17 protein-coding genes and 2 pseudogenes are annotated in these 19,202 nt (G+C 60.9%); 7 read left to right on the plus strand and 12 right to left on the minus strand.

The features are described 5' to 3' along the window. Positions 1-297: 297 nt before the first annotated feature. The 5 genes and pseudogenes from RAD10_RS22480 to RAD10_RS22500 all read right to left on the minus strand — a co-directional run bounded on the left by RAD10_RS22480 (position 298) and on the right by RAD10_RS22500 (position 5,285). Positions 298-1,386, minus strand: coding sequence for a ComEC/Rec2 family competence protein (locus tag RAD10_RS22480; RefSeq protein WP_461619287.1), 1,089 nt, complete (start codon positions 1,384-1,386; stop codon positions 298-300). 10 nt (positions 1,387-1,396) lie between these two features. Beyond that, positions 1,397-3,352 (minus strand): S8 family serine peptidase, encoded by a 1,956-nt coding sequence (locus RAD10_RS22485; protein ID WP_270163416.1) that lies wholly within the window; start codon positions 3,350-3,352, stop codon positions 1,397-1,399. 460 nt (positions 3,353-3,812) lie between these two features. Then, positions 3,813-4,693, minus strand: a pseudogene (locus tag RAD10_RS22490) (aldo/keto reductase). Next, positions 4,690-5,100, minus strand: coding sequence for a hypothetical protein (locus RAD10_RS22495; RefSeq protein ID WP_270163415.1), 411 nt, complete (start codon positions 5,098-5,100; stop codon positions 4,690-4,692). The pseudogene RAD10_RS22490 and the gene RAD10_RS22495 overlap by 4 nt, the downstream one beginning before the upstream one ends. Before the next feature lie 23 nt (positions 5,101-5,123). Beyond that, entirely contained in the window at positions 5,124-5,285 is a 162-nt protein-coding gene (locus RAD10_RS22500) for a hypothetical protein (protein WP_270163414.1), read from the minus strand. A 326-nt stretch (positions 5,286-5,611) separates the two neighbouring features. Between RAD10_RS22500 and RAD10_RS22505 the strand changes: the two genes are divergently transcribed. Both RAD10_RS22505 and RAD10_RS22510 read left to right on the plus strand, forming a co-directional pair. Further along, on the plus strand, positions 5,612-5,791 hold the full coding sequence (locus RAD10_RS22505; RefSeq protein WP_270163413.1) for a hypothetical protein: 180 nt from the start codon (positions 5,612-5,614) through the stop codon (positions 5,789-5,791). Positions 5,792-6,206: 415 nt separating this feature from the next. Next, positions 6,207-6,563, plus strand: a complete 357-nt coding sequence (locus RAD10_RS22510) for a hypothetical protein (RefSeq protein ID WP_270163412.1) — start codon at positions 6,207-6,209, stop codon at positions 6,561-6,563. Positions 6,564-6,745: 182 nt separating this feature from the next. Here the strand turns inward: RAD10_RS22510 and RAD10_RS22515 are convergent, their stop codons facing one another. Genes RAD10_RS22515 through RAD10_RS22530 form a run of 4 tightly spaced genes read right to left on the minus strand, consistent with a single transcriptional unit; the run spans position 6,746 to position 11,730 of the window. Then, positions 6,746-8,167, minus strand: coding sequence for an argonaute/piwi family protein (locus tag RAD10_RS22515; protein WP_270163411.1), 1,422 nt, complete (start codon positions 8,165-8,167; stop codon positions 6,746-6,748). Next, the gene (locus RAD10_RS22520; RefSeq protein ID WP_461619288.1) at positions 8,167-9,903 is read right to left on the minus strand and encodes an SIR2 family protein; all 1,737 of its coding nucleotides are present in this window, start codon (positions 9,901-9,903) and stop codon (positions 8,167-8,169) included. Before RAD10_RS22520 ends, RAD10_RS22515 begins: the two co-directional genes overlap by 1 nt. Positions 9,904-9,954: 51 nt before the next feature. Further along, positions 9,955-11,112: a hypothetical protein gene (locus RAD10_RS22525; RefSeq protein ID WP_270163409.1), complete on the minus strand. Its 1,158-nt coding sequence runs from the start codon at positions 11,110-11,112 to the stop codon at positions 9,955-9,957. Between the two features lie 27 nt (positions 11,113-11,139). Next, entirely contained in the window at positions 11,140-11,730 is a 591-nt protein-coding gene (locus RAD10_RS22530) for a hypothetical protein (protein ID WP_270163408.1), read from the minus strand. Between the two features lie 937 nt (positions 11,731-12,667). On the opposite strand from RAD10_RS22530, the pseudogene RAD10_RS22535 reads away from it, so the two are divergent. Together RAD10_RS22535 and RAD10_RS22540 are read left to right on the plus strand one after the other, a co-directional pair. Further along, a pseudogene (locus RAD10_RS22535) lies at positions 12,668-13,069 on the plus strand (Wadjet anti-phage system protein JetD domain-containing protein); the annotation flags it as partial. 323 nt (positions 13,070-13,392) lie between these two features. Next, positions 13,393-14,880, plus strand: a complete 1,488-nt coding sequence (locus RAD10_RS22540; RefSeq protein ID WP_461619289.1) for a peptidoglycan recognition protein family protein — start codon at positions 13,393-13,395, stop codon at positions 14,878-14,880. A gap of 162 nt (positions 14,881-15,042) precedes the next feature. On the opposite strand, the gene RAD10_RS22545 is transcribed toward RAD10_RS22540, so the two are convergent. Next, on the minus strand, positions 15,043-15,162 hold the full coding sequence (locus tag RAD10_RS22545) for a hypothetical protein (RefSeq protein ID WP_461619319.1): 120 nt from the start codon (positions 15,160-15,162) through the stop codon (positions 15,043-15,045). A gap of 320 nt (positions 15,163-15,482) precedes the next feature. Between RAD10_RS22545 and RAD10_RS22550 the strand changes: the two genes are divergently transcribed. Genes RAD10_RS22550 through RAD10_RS22560 form a run of 3 tightly spaced genes read left to right on the plus strand, consistent with a single transcriptional unit; the run spans position 15,483 to position 17,184 of the window. Next, a complete protein-coding gene (locus RAD10_RS22550; protein ID WP_270163406.1) occupies positions 15,483-16,097 on the plus strand; it encodes an acyl-homoserine-lactone synthase in 615 nt (204 codons plus the stop codon). Continuing rightward, a complete protein-coding gene (locus RAD10_RS22555; RefSeq protein ID WP_270163405.1) occupies positions 16,094-16,315 on the plus strand; it encodes a hypothetical protein in 222 nt (73 codons plus the stop codon). Before RAD10_RS22550 ends, RAD10_RS22555 begins: the two co-directional genes overlap by 4 nt. Continuing rightward, complete coding sequence (locus RAD10_RS22560) at positions 16,312-17,184, plus strand: aminotransferase class III-fold pyridoxal phosphate-dependent enzyme (protein WP_270163404.1); 873 nt, start codon at positions 16,312-16,314, stop codon at positions 17,182-17,184. The genes RAD10_RS22555 and RAD10_RS22560 overlap by 4 nt, the downstream gene beginning before the upstream one ends. Here the strand turns inward: RAD10_RS22560 and RAD10_RS22565 are convergent. Next, positions 17,171-17,878 (minus strand): helix-turn-helix transcriptional regulator, encoded by a 708-nt coding sequence (locus tag RAD10_RS22565; RefSeq protein ID WP_270163403.1) that lies wholly within the window; start codon positions 17,876-17,878, stop codon positions 17,171-17,173. The two genes, RAD10_RS22560 and RAD10_RS22565, sit on opposite strands and share 14 nt — an antisense overlap. Further along, positions 17,875-18,636 (minus strand): alpha/beta fold hydrolase, encoded by a 762-nt coding sequence (locus RAD10_RS22570; protein WP_270163402.1) that lies wholly within the window; start codon positions 18,634-18,636, stop codon positions 17,875-17,877. Before RAD10_RS22570 ends, RAD10_RS22565 begins: the two co-directional genes overlap by 4 nt. Between the last annotated feature and the right edge of the window lie 566 nt (positions 18,637-19,202).

The raw sequence follows: 19,202 nt of genomic DNA on the forward strand, positions 1-19,202 counted from the left end.
CGGACAGGTATTGGGGGCTATTCGCCGAAACACTGGTATCCGACGGCTCAACAATGGTATCGGCAGCAGGAGAAACCATGAATCTCGACGCAGCCCAACTTAGATCGAACATCGTGCAGGACTACGTACCTGCGGGGAACAGCAATCGACCTGGCACGAGAATGTCGCCGAGCTCCATCACGATCCACAACACGGACAACGACTCGCCGGGTGCGAACGCAGCGGCACATGCCCGCTACATGAAGGGTCCGGACGCTCAGATGCGCCAATAAGGTCCGCCTCGACGTAGGTACAGGTTTAACCGTCGGTCGGTTCGAGAGCCTCGATGTCGACGACGACGGACGCGTCGTCGTCCGGGACGACCAGTCGATCTCCGAAGATCTTGCGCATGTACGGTAGATCGTAGGTGCAATAGATCTTGTAGTCGTCGTCTCCACGAGCATGCGCGAGCCAGTTCATCGCCTGTTCATGCGGGTTCGGAAACTTGACGTCGTCTCCCGAGACCACGTAGACGTCCGCCGTCACGGTCGAAAAGAAGGCGGCATCCACGTTGTTCCTGCTGCCATGGTGCATCAGCTTGAGCAGATTGACGTGGATTTTGCCGTCGTCATCGAGCATGCCGCGGCGAGCGAGTCCCTCGATGATCCTGTCGCCTCGCGCATCTCCCGTCAGCAGGGCGGTTCGGCCGGCGAAGGTGGCCATGACGACGATACTGGAAAGGTTGTAGGGCGACCGATCGGAGTACGCTGCCGTGATGTCCTCACGGCGCTTTTGCTTCCATTGCGTCCGCAGCTTATCGAGTTCCTCCGCATTGGGCCCGATGACCTTCAAGGTAAGACCGGAGAAGGGGGCGTCGTCGACGCCGTCGCGCAGAACGACGAGCGGCTGATACGGATCGTTGCGGAGATGATCGATTCCGTGCCGCTGGGAGAATGCGTGGAGCATCTGTCCCTGAGGCACCGAAGAAAGCACCTTGCTGTACCATTTGTCCGTCGTCCCCGCCGGCGCGCCCGCCAACGAGGCGGTGACACTGTGTACCGCGGGAACGTCTTCGATGACGTGATCGAGCAGGTCTTCGAGACTGTTGTGCCAAAGAACCCCGATGTCGGCGGGAGGATCGCCGTTTTCGATGTCGTCCGCGAAATCCAGAATTCCTTGGACATGGTCGTCGTCGATGTGGCTGACCATCGTCAGGTCGAGCTTGAAGTTTTCCCTCCCGAGTTCCTGCGCCAATGCCTTCAACCTGGGCTTCAGCCAGGTCGCGTAGACCGTGTCGGGGCCTCCGTCGATCAGCGCGACTTTCCTGTCTTGCGGAGCATCGCTCTTGCCCCATTGCAGGATCAGGCAGTCGCCGTGCTTCGCCTTCAAGGCTTCCAGTCTGAACATCGTCTCCCCCTCAGATGGATTGCAGTGCCCGTAGGACGTCCAACAAGCCGTGACCCTGGAAATAGCGTTCGCGGCCGAGGTCGCTTGCCGTGTCGCAGAGAATGCGCTTGATGCGCGCGGGATTACCCTTCAGTTCCACGTTGCGAGCCATCAGCATGGCCGCAGCGCCGCTGACGTGGGGCGCGGCCATGCTCGTTCCGTCGAGACGCATGGCAGACCCTTCCAACGTGGGTGCGAATATCTTTTCGCCGGGGGCGACGAGATCAGGCTTGATCCGACCGTCCCCCGTCGGGCCTCGGCTGGAAAAGTAGCTGACGCCGTAGTTGTACGGCTCGATCCGATGCGTCGATCCGACGGTGATGACGCTTTCGGCGTTCCCCGGGTCGGTGATGCTGACGGGACAATACTGATCGAACGGTTCGCTGTTGGGTGCCGAGAACCGCCGGTAGCCGAGGTTTCCCGCGGCGGCAACGACAACCACCCCCGATGCGACGGTGTTCTCGGCCTCCTCGCAAATGGGTGTTTGCCCGCAAGCGTAGGTGGCAGCTTCGTGCAATAGCGAAAGGCTAAGATTGGCGCCGTGTATCCTCTGGCGATCCGCATTCGCGTTCAGATAGCGAAGAAACTGCAGGGCGGACATGATGATGAACTCGCTGCTGCGCCCCTCGTAGCCGGTGATCCGGATGTCGATCAGTCGGATTTGAGGGCACATCCCCTGCAGCCGTTCGTCGCCCCCTCTCGCCCAATCCGCGCCGAGTATGCCCGCAACGTGGGTCCCATGACCGTCCGTCGGTTTCGACGTCAAGTAGGTTTGGTCGTGCTGGATGCGCAGGAACGGCTTCAGCAGTTCCCAGTCGACGGCCCGCGATCGCTTGATGCGGGTCGCGATCTCCTTGAGATAACTCGACTCGTACCGGCTGTCCCGCAGTCTGTAGCGCTCCGGCAGTGCTTCCCGCCTACCGAGGAGAAGATCCTCCAGGTAGCCGAAATCGTACGTCTCGATCACGCGCGACTTCTTCAGCCTGTCGATCTCGGAGAGGCGGCCGATGTCCTCGGCTCTCTTCTGCGGTGCGAGCCCGCGCGCGTCGAAGTCCGCCTGATCGATGAAGGCCGGATGGGTCGCATCGATGCCGCTGTCGATGATCGCCCAGGTGACGGATTTGCAGTCCACCTCGAACAGGCGGTTCGCCGCATCCGCTTTCACCGTCTTGACGGAATGCGTCAGGGCGAAGCGGACTTCTCTATTCCGGTTGACGGCGTAGATCGGGCTGATGCTTCCCTGGTCTTTCCTTCTTCCCTTGACGGCGCGATCCGGTAGCCGACCTCCAAGCAGTAGATTCCAGCCCTTCAGAGCCAAGTCGGCGATCCTGTCGCGTCCACGTCGGGATCTGTCCTCGTCGCTGGATGAACGGATCTCCTCGACGGCGGCGAGCAGATCCGCCCTGATGTCCGACCGGGCAATGCCGTCGTTGGAGCTCTGAGCGATGATGCCGGCGATGCGGACGAATGCCAGCAGTTTGGGGAACGGGTACCCCTCCCGCTCCTGCCGAAGCTGATCGTCCCAGATCTGTCCCTTTCTCGGGAGAAGGCCGTCGAAGACCGGCTTGCTGGCTCCGGTAAAGTCCCGGCCGTCTGCGATGTCCGAATACCATCTGGTCAGAGGTATTACGCCTAGCACGAGGTCGACCAGATTGAGCCAGGACGAGACGACGGTCCGGTTGTAGACGGTCTGCGTGAACTCGAAGCGATCCTTGAGCTGCTCTTTCATACGTTGGGACACGAGAGCAGGCGTGCTGTCGAAATGAGGTTCCAGCAGCACGGCTATCCGATCGTCGGGGCCTTCCTTGAGCGCTTCCTCGAGATATTTCGTCCAGACGTCCGGGAGAACAGGACCGTCCTGAGTGAACCGGCGATGCGATCCCCCGCCATAGAGTATCGTTTCAACCAGATTGCGAATTTCGCTCATCGCGACGATGCCAATGTCCTGAATCCCGACGCCGCAGGCTCGCAACGGAGGCGAGCCGCGTCACCTAGGGAGGTCCCGGGGCGTACTTCTCGGGACCCATCATGCGCCTTCCGGAGGCGCCTTGGAGTTTCCAAAGCAAACGGGCCGAACTTGCGATACCGATGGGATATCGCCCGATAGTCACTCAATATCGGACGGATCGTCTGCGCGACCGCAGCATGAAGACAATAATCGAGAGACGGCCGAGCGCGAGCGACGTCGTCGCGAGGAAACCTATGGGTCGTGTACCGATACTGGCAAAACAAGTTTCGGCCTCGATCACAATGTGCATCCTGCTTGCGTTGCTGCTGCCACGAACCGAAGCTGAACAGAGTCGTCCTTGTATTCGGGTATAGCGGTCAAGTTCTAGCACTTGACGCGGCTTGCCCGGCCGGCTCGGCCTGGGTTGAGTGATTACGCGCTAGAATTCATCTAGTCGTGCGAGCTCGGCTGTCGTCAATGAAATGTCGACAGCCGAAATGCAGTCTTCGAGTTGACCGATCGTTTTTGGCCCCGGAATCACGTGAACATTGGACGCTCTGGACAAAAGCCAAGCCAGGGCCACGGCCGCGGGAGGTTTCTCACGGGTCTTGGCGATATCCCAAAGAACGTTGAGGCGATCTCGAAGTGCGACCAGCTTGGACGGTTCGAAGCGCCCATCGTTGCGGCGATAGTCCGTCGGATCGGATAGCGGATAGTTCTTGCCGCTCAGGATTCCGCGGCCCACGGGTGAATAGCATACGAAACGTTTCTCGCGTCCCAAACGCGTCAAGAGGCCGTTCTCGGACATGCGGTGGATGAGAGAATATTCGTTCTGCACGTACGCGATCTGCGCGATGATCTGCGCTCTCTCGAAGGCGATTTGATCAATCGCACACAGACCCAGGGCGCGGGCCTTACCATGCGAACGAGGTCGGACATGACGCCAACCACATCTTCCACCGGTGCAGCCGGATCCGGGCGGTGTTGGTACAGGACGTCGATGTGGTCACGGCGCAACCGTCGCAGTGAGCCTTCGACCGCCCGGCGGATGTTGGCCGGTGTGCTGTCCAGGCCCACCATCTTGCCGCGATCGAGACGATACCCAAATTTCGTGGCGATCGTGACGCCCGAGCTACTGGGGCCGAGCGCTTCCGCGAGCAGTTCTTCGTTCGCGTACGGCCCGTAAAGCTCGGCGGTGTCGAAATGGGTTATACCGAGATCGAGGGAACGATGGATCAGCGCGATTGCCGTTTCGCGGGATACGGCTCCATAGACGCCGGTGAGCGCCATGCAGCCGAGGCCGATGCGCTCCAACCTCATTCGGAGAAAGCGTTGCGCAGGATCCTCGAAGTCTCGTCGAGGGTGCGGACGAGTATGTCGTTGCGGTTGGCATAACTCATCGTCGATGCTGCTGGCGCGATCTTCGAGATCAGAGCGCGAATATTCTCGGCGGCCAGTTGTCGGAGCTCGTCGTCCGTGTCGCGGCCAGGACCGAGCGGAATGTTTCCGTCCAACTCGGTCGCGATAAGTATGTCGTAGTCCGGCGTGTGCGCCTCGACGATGCTCGAGAGCGCCTCGATACGACGAGGCGGAATTCGGCGCCCGGACAACTGCAATGCAGCGCGGAGATAACAGAGTGCGTCGCAGACCGGGCGATCGACAAGGATGACGTCGTTCTTGAGCGAAGCGGCCGCCTCCTGCCGCATGCACTCGGAGATCAGCCACAAAGTGCTCTCGAAGGTGTGATCTCTCAGGATCGGAAAGCCAGCTCTGATTGCTGCGCGCGGAAGATCGCCAATCGGCCGACTTTGAGATTCAAATCCACCAGCCGGGGCTCAAGCGCGTCGAGAAAGCTAGATTTTCCGGTCGAATGGGTGCCTGTGATGGCAATCTTAACGACGCGCCGGCTCATAAAAGCGAATCTTGCTTGGGGTCAAGAATGTCAGCCGCCGAATCGCCCTGTCTCTGCCTTCCATGGAGAGAGGCGAGAGAAGTTCGATGAAGATCAGGCCGGTCAATGTAGCGTCGTAAAGAGCCGAATGATGACCACGACCCGTTAACTCCGCGGCTTTGCCAGCGAGACCAAGCTCACGGCCGAAATTCTCCAGTCCATAAGACGCAAGGCCGGGCTTCAGGACTTCGCCAATTTCAGGGTATCGATTGCGGCAGACGGTCGCCAGTCCCCGAGAGACCTGGTGATGATTTCGAGCTTGATCCGGACATTGTGGCGCCCCGGTCGTGCACCTGAAAATTCAGCGAATGCTGTACGAAATAGCGCTGCTGCTCGGTGCTTCCAGCGACTTCGATCCGACGATCATTCACGTCCACGGTAGCTACATCGAGGCCCGCGAGTTCGGCGAGGTCTCTGATCGTGGTGATGTCGCCAGTACAGGATCGACTTTGTCCGCTTTGCGTTAGCTTTGAGTACTTTCATCGAGTCCTCCGCGATCGAGCTGGCTACGGGCTCGATCAGGTCGTCCTCGATGCCGGACCAGGTCACCAGAACAGTCGGTCGAATGTACCTCAATCGTTCCAGCCGCGCGACGTCTTCGGGGAGGACTTTCCATCGGGTGATCACGAGGATCGGATTGGCCAGGCATCTTCGGTCCAGCTCTTCGAGCGTCCCGAACAGATGATCCTTCACGCCTGGCAGGAACGGATCGGTCGCGCGGTTTAGTAACTGGAGAGGCGTCGTGTGCGGGCGAAAAGCTCAATGTCCCGCCAGTTGGTCTACCGCCTCGACATCGCCCATGACGAGGTGGGGTTGTTGCATCGCGAAATTGCGGAATAGGTGGCGAACGCAATAACCGCAATCCAACGGGCACCCGACAACATGATTCAGGCTCAGCCCGGATTTCCGAGCAGGAAATTCGATCCGGCAACCGAAAAACCATCTCCTGCCTTCTCGGCGAACTCGCGCTCCGGCAAGTTTCTGCGTGGTGCAATCGAGGCTGCGGGCCTGCCGGACACGGTTTCGATCTCTTTCGACAACGTCATTCCTCGCGCGCTGTTCGACAAACAGGGGCGCGAACGTTACCCGACCTGCGCCGAACTCGTCGAAGAGTTGGAGCATCATGCGCTGTGGAAGTTCGGATGTGGTGATAGGGCTGAGTTCGGTGGTCGGGGAAGCCTTGGAGCGGACGTGGGAACGCCAGGTTGGCCGCCGGGGTCGAGTCGGGGCCCAAAGTGATCCGACTGGAACATCCCTCGTTCATAATGCGGCGGCCATTACCGGAGCGAACCGACTACGTGCGAAGACTCGGCGACTGCATCGAAAGCGCGGTTCTTCGCGTGTCGATAGCGTGAGGCGATGGTCGCGCAAGCCTCCGCAGCCCCTCTTTAGAATCGCACGGTTGGTGGCTGCGTCCGAGCCTACATGAAGAAGCGGAATTGGTACGGGGCCGAGCCGAGGCCGCTCATCCGCTTCACGACGCGGGCCAATACCTTCGCATACCCCATGGTCACCGGAAGAGGATCGTACAGCGCGTCGTTGTTCCAATTCATTTTCGCCAGCGCGAGTGCTGAGCGCGCGGTCTGATCCCATGGACCATGACCGGCGTGCCGCACAAGCCGAATAGGACGCGGCGTGCTTCGGCTTCCTTGGAAATACGCGCCCCTGCCGATGCCGACGACGTCTCCGTGCATCCAAAGAAGGGATTCCCGATCTCCCAAGGGAAGCAGGGTGCCGCGCGAGACGGGATAGCGAGCGACTTCGCCTTTGGAGCCGCCCTGTCGACTTCGCTCGACGCGCACGCCTCTCCAGCCGACATCCTCGACGACCTGGACGAGATCGACCGTTTCGCAAAGATGGAGCGCTTCCATGCAACCATCGATTTCTTGCGGCTGGAACTCGGTCGTCTTGTGGACCGTGACAGAACGCGGCGTCCGTCCGGAATGTCGTCGCCGATAGAGGTCCATTGAGCGCGTCATGACGCGGAACATCTCGCTCCTTGAAAGAAACGGATTGTCCCGGTGCACCTCGACCTCGTGCGCGTCGTATGCGACGAACTCGAGGCCGGCGCCCTCGGCGTCGAAAACCTGGCTACAGCAGGTCACGAAACGCGGCTTATCGGAGTCGCTCGGGCGAACTGCGTACGAAATTCCGATGTACGCGGCTTCCGGGTCGGCCTCCGCGAGCTTCCAAGGTACGCCGCCGGCCTTGGTGTACAACGCCAGGCCGATGCGCCACATGACGCTGGCGCGATCGGGGTAGGCAAGCGCGCGGTCTTCGCGGACGAGCTGAATGGGGATCCGCCGCGCCGCTGTCGCGGCCTTCAGATGGTCGTGAAGGTCGAAATCGTCGCCTTTCGTGCCGACGAATCCCGACTTCCAGCTCAGCGGGACGTAGATGAAGATGATATCGAACTCTTCGCGCCGCATCTCGAGCGTCTGGATGGCGCGCAGGAGTCGATCGGCGAGGATGACGTGAGGAGTGGGCGAATCCTTCATCTCTCCCGCGAGCCTGGCGTCCAATTCGATGTGGCAGCCCTTGGCGGCTCCCCGCATCTCGAGATTGAACGTGGCGCGGAAGCCCTGCCACTTCGGCAAATAGTCCTTCCGTTCGGTCGGCTCGAACTCTTGCGCGAGTTCCTTCATGAAGGCGTACAACCGGTGTCCTTCGCCCGCTGGAGCGATCGTCGCGATGCGGATCGGATCCGGGACGAGCCCCGAGGAGTAGGGGCCGAAGCGAAGCAGGCCGCGCAAGGGGTGGATTTCGACGTCCGAAGCGCGGTCCGGATGAAAGGTGAGCCTGGCTTCCGGAAACCAGAGGTGGGGGGAGATCTCGCTTGTCATCAACGGGCTCTCCTCGAGAATGCAGTCGTGCTGCCAAGCCGAAAGCCGGCGTCCACGCCGGAAGTTACGCCGAGGGCATGGATTTCGTCGTTTCCGGTCGAAAACAGGTCCGACCAGAACGAGAGGATGTCGTTCAACTTTGGGTTATAGCGCCTGATGGTCCGCTCGCTCGCAAAGTCCGTTGCCGCCATCCTGTTATCGTCGTTGATGCCTTCGAAAACCGTCCGTGGTTCGATCAGCAGCCAAAGCCGATTGTCGGCCCAATCCAATCTGACGGAAACGCCTTCGCGCCACTCGAGTTCTTCATGTTTGGCGACCGAACCTGCCAGCGAACCTGTCAGGCGGCGCAATTTCGTCCACTTGTCGTCAGACGCCGTCTCCGGGGTCAACAAATCGGCGCTTCTGCGACGCACGGTCCAAAGGTCGTGTTTGCGGGCGAGCGCTCGCGTCAGCGCTTCACGGATCAGTCCGCGCTCCTGACTTTCGTAGCGCAATCGCCTTATGTCGATCGGATGCAGATCGATGTCTTCGATCATGTAGCCTTGGAGGGCCGCGCGCGCGTCGGCATCGCTACCGAAAGCGAGAACGCCTGCCTTCGAGCGAGTAGCGACCATCGCGACATCCGCGGCCTCGACCGCGTTTCTGACCTCCGCGACGCCTCCGATCGAGCAGACGATCCTGCGACAGACTGTTGGAGCCGTCACTTCGAGGGCGTTGAGCCGGACCACGGGAAAGTTGCGGTTGTCGCCCGGCCGCGGCGCCGGAGACAGCACCCGACGCTCGGCGGCCATACTATCCAGCACTTCCGTATCCAGATCGGCAACCAATCTGACCAGATCGCGAAGCGCCTCGTCGAAATTCTCGATCGAAACGAGGCCGCCATCGACGCTCTTGCTCGCCGCTCGAGCCAACAGCTTCTCGACCCGGGGAAGGGGAGGCCCCTCGCCGCGATGAAGCCAGAAAATGCCGGCTGGAAAAGCTACTTCGTCGTCCAGGGCACCCTCAAGCGCGTCGATGATCGAGTCGTCACGGCCACTATAACCGGCGACGATTAGACCCCAGCGACCGCAGGCGCCGATGAAGGCAGCTCGCAGTCTCGCATCCTGTTCGCGAAGCTCATCCGTCGTGTTCTTCAGTCGCCGGGAACGAAAGTCGCCGTGCAGTTTGATTTCCGCCGGCCACCGGCCCTCGTCCATGACTTCTCGCCCGAGACCTGCGGATTCGATAGCCACGGTCGTGAGATGTCCTGTCCCTCCGTAGACCTTCGCGCACCCGTCCGCGACGAGCGGATCGAAGTTCGTTGTCCAGACCAGCCGCGTCCGGTTGCAGCGCATCAACGTCGCGAGTGCGATATGGCCGTAAGAAGGTTTGGCGCCGCGAATCTTGGAATCTAGGTAAGTTCGGCGATCGGCTTCGTTTGCGTAGGCGGCCTCGAAAAAGGATGCATATTCTTCGGGCGTGCCTGGAGCCGGAAAGCTTCCAAGTCCGTCGATGAAGGACTGAATATTGCGCTGTACGGCCGGATTAGCGAGATCGGCGACCATTTTGGGAGAGACGCGACGCTGGCTAACGTAGAGCTGCTGCTTGAATTCCCATATCATGTCCCAAGCTGTCGGAATGCCAGCAGCCGCAGACGTTCCCGCGCCGAGCAGCCACATTAAATTCGGGCCGCGAAGTGAGAAGCGGCGCGCGAAATCATCTGCAGTGACGATCTGGTAGCCCGAATCGCTCGGCATCTTTTTGATCTTAAGGTGAACGGGCTCAGCTATGAAATGGCGCGAGCGCTGCTACTTCGGCACATCTCCGGAAGTCTGCAGTTCGCCGATCTTGACGGTGAGACCGGTGTAGAACTCGTTCTTCCAGTTGAGGGTACGGAGTGTCGTTCCATTGGTGTATCGAAAATCGAGCGCGATGCGGCCGTCAGGCGTTAGCTTGTATTTCATTCCGCCTTGGAAGTAGTTGACTTCGTTGTGGCTGGGATGGAGCACGTCGTAGAGATAATAGTAGCGAAGATAGAAGGAGAAGGGCTTCAGGAAGCCCTTATCGAACCAAACGTTGCCGCTCATCTTGGTACCGGCCCAGAGATAGTCGCGGTTCTTGAGTTGATCGAATGTTCCGGCGTTCTCGACGCGATAATAGTCGGAGGCGAGCGTCGGGAAGAAGCTGACCCACATTCCAAGCGCTTCGTTCGCCCGGAAACTCGATCCGATGAACCAATCGGGGGCCCAAGGTTGCCACATCGATTCCAGCCCGTAGATACGGGCCTGTTGATCGTAGTCGGTGGTGTAGGTCGCGTTGGTGCGAAGATATTGCATGGGTATCGGACCGCCGCCCTGGATTTCGGCTTCGAAACCGGCCATTGCGGATATCGACCCGGTCATCGTGCCCTTCGAAAGCGTCGTGTCGAACTCTATCCCGGGCGCGAAATTGAAGTAGGTCATTCGCGCTTTGTTGGGATCGCCCGTGTAGTTCAGATTCGTGTTGCCGTGCACGGCCATCAACACGGCACCCTTTCCGACGAATGTATCGAATTTGTTCGCGAGATTGCGCGTGTAGGTGAACGAAGCGCCGTTGTCCGACAGATCGCCGTCGAGAGTGATGTAGGCGATGGGCGCGTAGGATTCGCGAATCAGGAATTCGGTCTTGATGTCGTTGTCCTTCTTGATATCTATCGCTTTCGGCGTTGCTGCCGCGTTCGCGGACCTGACATCCACCGGGAGAGCTGCGGGGGCGCGGGGCGATGCGGGTTTTTTCTTCAGCCTGGCGAGCGCGGCCTCGACAGGTCCCTTCAGCTCGGCGCGCTCCTTAGGACTGAGCTCGGAATAGCCACGCAGGAGATCCTGAAGATCCTGCTGGCTGAGTTCCTTCGCCCAAGACGGTTGCGCTATGGCGCCGAGCACCGCCGTGAGAATGAATCCCCATATACCGATGCTTTTGCCCGTCATCTTGAGCCCCGTGATTCGCATGACCGGTCAGAAGGGAGATGCGGCAGCCGGCGACCGGCGTCCGGGATTGTGTCCGTCGACTACGGCGGCGACATCGTTCACGGTCATTTCCGGGCTGTCGATTTCGCTCGGATGTAGCCATGGAGTCAGAACCATGTTCCGTTCATTGTAGTAGTAGAGGTTCACCATCTGAGCCAACCCGCGGCAATCGATGCGGGTGAAATTCCAGGCTTTGAGCTTGTCCGTATCTTTGATCTCCGCGGGATTGACGTGTTTGACGCGCGCCATCACGAGCTTCACGTCCGCCTTGATGGCGGGCAGGGGATAGCGAGCCGCAGCGGCACGCGCCGGACCGCTTGAGACGATGCTGGCCAGGCTATTGGTGAGTTCTCCGATGGTGTCTCCATCCAGGCCCTTGGGACGACCGGCAAGTGGAATGCCGTCGAGGCGCGCGTGAAGAACGACCGACGAATTGAGAACCTTTCTGAGGTCTCCGCTCAGTCCGAGGCTGTCGAGCTTGGTCTTGTCGGTCAGCGGCCCCGTCGATGACGTCAGCCGTGCGACCGCGGCCGTTACCGCCTTGCGCGCCGCCCGCTTCGAGTTTTTCGCCATGGTCATCCCCCTGTTCGACGCGCTTCGTCATCATCCGGCCGAAGGCTCTCACATGGGCGGGTTGATCCCGTTTCTCGCAGAGCGGCCGCGGCTGGCCACCGGTGGACCTTAGGATCGGACCCAGCGCGGAATAACTAGGGACATTCCTAGTGAAGGCCCACGGGGGAGCCCGGGACTTCGGCATCTCGCGAGAACTCCTCGTGCTCTCGGGTGCGCAGCCTCGGAAGCCGATCCCTGGGAGCAGCCAGACTGGCCGAGGCAGGTCCGGTTGGACCCGGCGATTGGCGACCTCACGGCGGTGTCGTCGGAGGAAGCAGGATTTGAGCCGCGTCTCAGTCAAAAATGAAGCTGGGGTCTGCGGTCGCCGAAATTCCGCCTCTGCCCCCCTTTCCGCCGATGTCCGTTCGTTTGCGGTTTCCCCGCAAGTTCTCTCGCACGGTCAGGCCGCGGGTAACCCACGGAGAAATCGATCCAGGTCGTTTTCCGGGATCAGAGTTCGCACTCCGCTTTTTCTTGACACTCGGCCCCATACCAAGCGCGACAGTCGCCGGCGAGGTCCTCGAAGCGTTACGTGGTTCCTCGAGCGCCCGTGGATGGAAGCTGCGTTGGACGACGTCGCGGCGGCTTGGCGACGTGGGCGCAATTGGTGGGGAATAGGACCGGAGGGCGCTTCGCGCATTGGAACGATTGCCCGGTTCGCAGCGGAAATCGTCGCCGAGCGTCATCTCGGGTCCGATTATCGCTCGCTCTCAGTGGATATCGCCAAGGACAGCAAATTTCTTGATGATCATGAGGCCGCGCTCGTCCGTTTCCTATCCTTCGCCAGGGACATGCCGTCAGGGCATCCCAGGGCGGTGCTCTCGGCTTTAGGCCTCGACCGGATCGCGATGCCGTTCCACGTATCGGGACCGATAACCATCGGTGGGCTGTCGATCCCACGAGCGTGCCTTACCTTGGCGTTCCGCACGGGATCATCGATCAGGTCGACCTGTCTCGGTGGCTTCGCTGTGTCCTTCTGGGCGAGAATTTCGCATCCTTCCACAGGCATGCGATCGAGGCCAACGGCGCCAAGGACGACCTGGTGATCTACACCGGCGGCCAGCCGTCCTTGTCTTGGCAGACATCGATGCTGGCGATGCGGCGCAAGCTGCCTCCGGGACTGCCGTTTCTCCATTGGTCCGACATCGATTGGGACGGGCTCGAGATATTCAGGAAAATGGAAGGCCTGCTGGGCACCGTGACACCTCATCTGATGTCGATCGAGCTGGCGGAAGAGTTCGGAGTTTCCGTCGTCGGCTCGTCGTCTCGAGGTAACCAATTTCGTGGTAGTGCGATCGAGCAGCTGGCGGATTACCTTGGGCGATCCGACGCAAAGCACCTGGAGCAGGAGGCGCTCGTGAGCCGAAGGGTTTCGGGCGGGCCATCCCAGATCGTGGCAGTCAGTTTCTCTCCAAGCGCGTCATCGACCTCCCTATCCGCCGGTCGTTCTCCTGTGAAGCTGGTCGTCGGCGTAGGTTTCACGCATTTCGTCGAGCATGTCGTCGGGAATGGTGGTCTTGACCAGGCCCGGTCCGACGGCTCTCCGCCACCGCGCGATGCGAAGGCCGGAATATCGTGCGCCCCTAGGCAAGTCCCTAGTGCGCCTTCGCTCGCGGATATCGCAATCTGGTGTCCGCCAAGCGGAGGGATCGAGCAATGAAACGAACGGCCGGCCGGAACGTCTTCGTCACCGATCTCGCGAAGGTACTGAAGAAGATGGATGGCGCTGCCTTCGCCGATCGACTCGGCAAGGCAGGAATGAAGGGCGTCTGGATACGCGCCGGTCGCGGCCCGGACCGGGACGCCAATCTGACCAACCCGAAACTCGTGTCGCTGCGAACCGAGCTACGAAAGGTCGGCGTGGAGCTATGGGGATGGCACGTTCCATTTTGTGCTGACCAGCCCGCCGCGTCCGACGAGGCGTCGAAGGTGTTGAAATGGGCGGACGACGCGGACTTGGCCGGCATGGCGGTCGACGCGGAGCGTACGCCGGAAAGCCCGCGCTTCAGGGGGACCAATAGAGAAGCGGTCACCTATCTGAAGGCTCTCACGAAGGGGTTGGACGCCAGCGGTCGCGGTGTCGCCTTCTCGAGCCATGATCAGCCGCCCTTGCATTCGAACATGCCTTTCGGGCCGTTCCTCGACTACATCGAAGACGTCTGTCCTCAGGTCTACTACACCTCGGCGAAACCTCAGATCCGGTTGCGCAAGTCGATCGACGGCTACAAGGCGCTGATCCCGGCGGCCGACTTCGCGTCGCGCTACAAGCCGACGGGCAACATCACGATGACCGAGGACGTCGCGATGCCGGATGTTGCGACCTGCCTGGCCGCGACGTCGAAATTCCTCGATCTCGTGAGCGACGGCGGCTTCGGTTCATGCAGCTTCTGGTGCGCGGACAACGCGCCTGACGAGATATGGAAGCTTTTCGCGCACACGCCTCTGGCCGCTCCGCAGGCCGCCCTCGCGGCCAAGCCCGCTTCGACCAGATCCATACCCGCTTTCGCAGAAGGAAAACCCATGAACCTGGATGCCGCGCAACTTCAGCTGAACATCGTGCAGGACTACGTTCCCGAGGGCAACAGTAACCGGCCGGGTACCCGGATGTCAGCAACGTCGATCACGATCCACAACACCGACAACTCGAGCCGCGGAGCCAATGCCGCGGCCCACGCGCGGTACATGAAGGGGCCGGACGCCCAGAAGCGGCAGGTCTCCTGGCACTTCACCGTCGACGACAAATACGTATATCAGAGCATCCCCACGAACGAGATGGCGTGGCACACCGCCACCAGGCAGGGGAACGAGACCAGCATCGGCATTGAGATCTGCATGCACTCCGACATGGCGGACGTGGATGCATGCTACGACAGGGCGGCGCTCCTGACGGCCTGGCTTGCCTATCGGCTCGGGATGCACGTTCCGAGCAACGTGTATCAGCATCACGACTGGTCCGGTAAGAACTGTCCGAGGGTGCTGCGTGCGAAGAAGAACGGCTGGACAGACTTTCTCGCGAGCGTTCAGAACCACTTCAGGAATCTCGGTCCCGTCGATGCGCCAATGATCGCGCTTCCCAAAGGCGACCATCACCATGGCGGCCCCGCGGCCCAAGCCTAGTGTACGCGGGGTCCGATCGTGCCGATGCCCCACGGCGTTTACGTCGATGGCGATCGCGTATGCGCGACACGGCCACACGTGTCGCGTGTCCGTTGCCGAGTACGCTTATTGTTCCGGAGGCTGCTCGAGAATGATCCGTGAACGGGCGCCGGCGATTCGCAATCAGTCGATCTTGAAAAGCTCCGCTACCGAAACGTCGAAGGCGTCAGCCAGGCTGTCGACGACCGAAAGAGTGGGATTGGCTCGCGTGGTCTCGATGAGTGAGACGGACTGCTGCTCGATGCCGGCTTAGGCCGCCAGTTCCTTCCGACTCCAGCCTTTCGCATTCCGAAGTCGGCGAACCTTCGTTCCCAGCAGCGTCGCCGCTACCTGGTCGCTTTTCGGAAAGCGCTTCTCGAACTCCGATCGTGCCATAGCGCGATCATATCCAACCTTGGACCGGGCGCGAAGGGGGATCGCCGCTTTCAGTTTGAGGCGGGCTACCGGCAGCCAATCGAACCTGCCGGTCAGACATGCGGAATCCGGACAAACTCCTAGGGACGTTCCCAGTACGTCGAATCAAGACGAACTGCTTTGGTGAGACGGGAAGCGCGGAGGCCCGCATGATTGAAGCTTTCTCTCTTTCGACCGCCCATTTGTTCCAAGATGCGATGGCCTCGCAGGCGAGGCTGCGATACCGGGTTTTCGTTGAGCGTTGCGGACTGCCGCACCTGCATCACGACGATCTCGAATTCGACGAGTTCGATACGCCTGCCGCGCTCTACTTCGTCTGGCGCGATCACGACCGCGTAGTGCGAGGGTTGATACGGCTCCTGCGGACGGATCGGCCGTACATGCTCAAGGCCTATTGGCCCGAATTAGTCCGAGGCGCGTTGCCGGCGTCGGCCGGCATCTGCGAGATGACGCGGGTATGTGTTGACAGAGCAGTGCCCGCAATGGCGCGTCGCTTTATCCTGCCGGAACTGCTTTGCGCGGTTGCCGATCATGTCGAGAACTCGGGCGGCGAAGGCGTCGTCGGCGTCACGCGAGCCCATCTCCTCACGCACTACGTCCGGAACGGCGTCGAATGGCTCGGCGAGCCGGCTACCGTCGAGGGCGAGACCGAGCGCGCCTTCTTCGTTCCGCACACGTGTCTTCGTCCCGAACACCATTGTGCGAAGTATGGAATCGGTGACGCGACGATGCGGACCGGATCCGTATTGGAGAGGGCCGCGTGATGGTCGACGATCCGGCAACCGGAGAAACGATCGAGGTCGTCGCGGAACGGATGGCGGACGCCATTCTCTACCTTAGCGACGTCGCGAGAGACTCGGGGCTGGAGACGATCTCTAACGATCTGATGTCGATCCGCGGGAAGCTGAAGGACCGTCCGGATCGCCGATCGTCCGATGTCGCGTACGCGGCCGTGGCCGGACAGAAGAAGGCATCCAGATGAACACTCGTGCCACTTTCGCGGACAAGGCCCGGCGCGGACTGGAGGCCGATCTGGGAGGTGTCGTCAGGCTGCCGTTCGAAGGCTATCGTGGCGCGGGCATCGGAGAACTGGAACGCTTCGCCGACATGGCATCCGACCCATCCGGCGGGATCGATCCCGTCGCCGCGATCATCGTCGAGACGGTCCAGGGAGAAGGCGGCCTCAACGTCGCTTCCGAACCGCGGCTGCAAAAGCTCAGCCAGGTTGCGAGCGGGCTGGGGGCGCTTCTGATCGTCGACGAGATCCAGGCCGGATGCTGTGGCACCGGGAGGTTCTTCGGTTTCGAGCGGAGCGGCATCGTCCCCGATCTCATCTGCTTGTCTAAATCCATTAGCGGCGCGGGCCTGCCGATGTCGCTCCTGCTGGTGGCGCCCCAATTCGACACTTGGCGTCCCGGTGAGCACAACGGAACGTTCCGCGGCAACAGTCTGGCGTTCGTCGCTGCCGCCCAAGCAGTGGACGAGTATTGCGAGCCCGACTTCGTCGCCGGCATATCGGCACGGGCGGTCCAGCTTGAAATGGCTGCGCGACGCGGCCTTGAGATATCCGCACGCGATCGTCGGACCGCGCGGCATCGGCATGATGGCGGGATTGGAATTTCGGGATCCGGATTCCGCCCAGACGGTCGCACTTTGCGCACGGGAAAGCCGTCTGCTTCTCGAAACCTGCGGCCCGGACGACCGGGTCATCAAGATTCTCGCGCCGTTGAACATCGACATGGATCTGTTCGCCGAAGGGCTCGAACGATTGGGGCGCGCGATCGGGTTGGCGTGTGCGCCAGTCGCCGCCGACGAAGCTGCCTGACGGCCCTGTCGGCTACAGCGAAATGATGCCGCTCTGGATCCCCTTGACCACTGCCGTGATCCTGTTGCTGACGCCGAGCTTCCGGATCGTGTTCGACAGGTGGAATTCGACGGTCTTCTCCGAGATGGAGAGGATCTCGCCGATCTCCCAATTGGTCTTTCCCTCCTTGCACCACCGAAGGCATTCGGTTTCCTTGGCGGTGAGGTCCTGACCGGGAAGGCGTCGCTCGTCGTTGATCTCGCTCAGCCGTAGCCTGTACTGGAACGTCAGGCCGTACATGATGGCAAGCCGGTCGGGGCGCGCGTGCTTTTCCTCCCGCAGGCTGAGGCTGATCAGATCCACGTCCGTCCCGGGACCGTGGAGCGGGATTGTTATTCCGGAATGCACGCCCAGATCGTGGCATTCCGCCAGGAATCGGCTTTGCCTCGGAGAAAGCTTGGTCTTCTCGCAGGCTTCGGCCCAAGCGAACGGACGGCGCGCCGAATTGACGAAGTGCACGACGGGGTCGATCTGGTCCCACCCGTTCTCGATGTAGCTGTCGGCGTATCCGGTCGGAAACTTCAGCCACGGAACCTCGACGACGCGACGGTCCCGCGTCTTGGCGAACACGGCGTTCTGGTAACCTTCGTCTTCGACAGCCTTGAGAAAGAGATCGCGAAGGGAATGGGCCGAAACCGCCGAGCCCGACGATGCAATGAAATCCTCGATACGCGCAATCATGCAGCCCCCCCGCTGCCAGAGTTCAATCCGACGAATTCCCCCAAATATCTATTGAACTCGGAGGCATGCACCCAATGCGGAGCATGCCCCCCGTCCACAATTAGAGGATTTTGCAACCATAAGTTCCGGTAGGTCAAGCGATGCAGATAGGGAATGTTGACGAACGGATCGTTTTTCCCCTGTACGATCGCAAGCGGCTTCGGGCAATTCCACACTGCGGCGACTTCGTCCTGCCCGATGCCGGCGAGCCCGTTCGCCAGCATCAGCCGCCGGGCATCGCCGTGTGTGCGTCGGATGCAGCGCGCCAACCGGGACGACGGGTCCATCTCCGATCCCAGCATCGCGGTGCCGTATGCGAGGACGTCGTCCTCGGTGAAGTCCGCCTTTCCGGCGAGCTCCATCGTCGGCGTGAGCAGAAAACCTTCCGCGGCTCCGGCCGGGCTGAGATGCACCGGGGGCGTGCCGGTGATGAGGAGAGACCGGACCGCCCGCCTTGTCGCCCACATCTCGATGCCGATATGCCCGCCGAGCGACCAGCCCACGACATGGAAGGCGCCGATGCCGAGAACCTGCATGAGATCGTTCAATGCATCGGCATACCCGGGGAAGCTGTACGTCCGTTCCGGAGCGGATGCGTCGGCGGAGTTGCCGTGTCCCGGGAGGTCGACTGCGACGACGTCGTAGCCCAGCGCGGCAAGGAATCCGATCTGATGTCCGAAAATCTCCTTGCAGGACGAGTTGCCGTGAATGAGAAGCACGGCATCCCGATGCCCACCGGTTCGGATGAAGGCTAGGTCGCCGGAGGCCGTTCGCAGCGTACGCTCGGGCCAAGAGGTTGGCGCATCGCAACTTGCCATCGCATGCTCGAATCGATTGAACCTGAGGAAGCATTTTCGGCAGCAATCGACGTTCGTCCGCTGGGGAAGTCCCCAGTTGATCGGGGTGGCGCCGCTCGGCTTTCGCACTGAATGCGTATAGAATAGGTGGGTGACCGCGCAAACCGGGTCGCGTGCTGCCACGAAGGTCTGGAGCGTGGCTCTATCTGGTCGCCTTCGCGGACGTTGAATCGCAGCAAGGACTATCAAGCCCGCGTAGCAGTCTTCGGTATCCTTTCATCATCGAAAGTAGCCTGAACCTGACGTCATGCCGACGATCTCAGCGGTTTGGGCCTGTCCAGCGAGAGACGATCAACTCGAATGCAAGCAGATGGTAGAACAATGATTCAACATCGCTGCCGCCTTGGCGGTCGTGCGACGCAAGCCACTGTCAATGACGTCGATGCTCCGCGCTCCGCCTGCTCTCGTTTGAATCAATAGCACGCGCA

The organism is Bradyrhizobium sp. 23AC, from assembly GCF_054863025.1.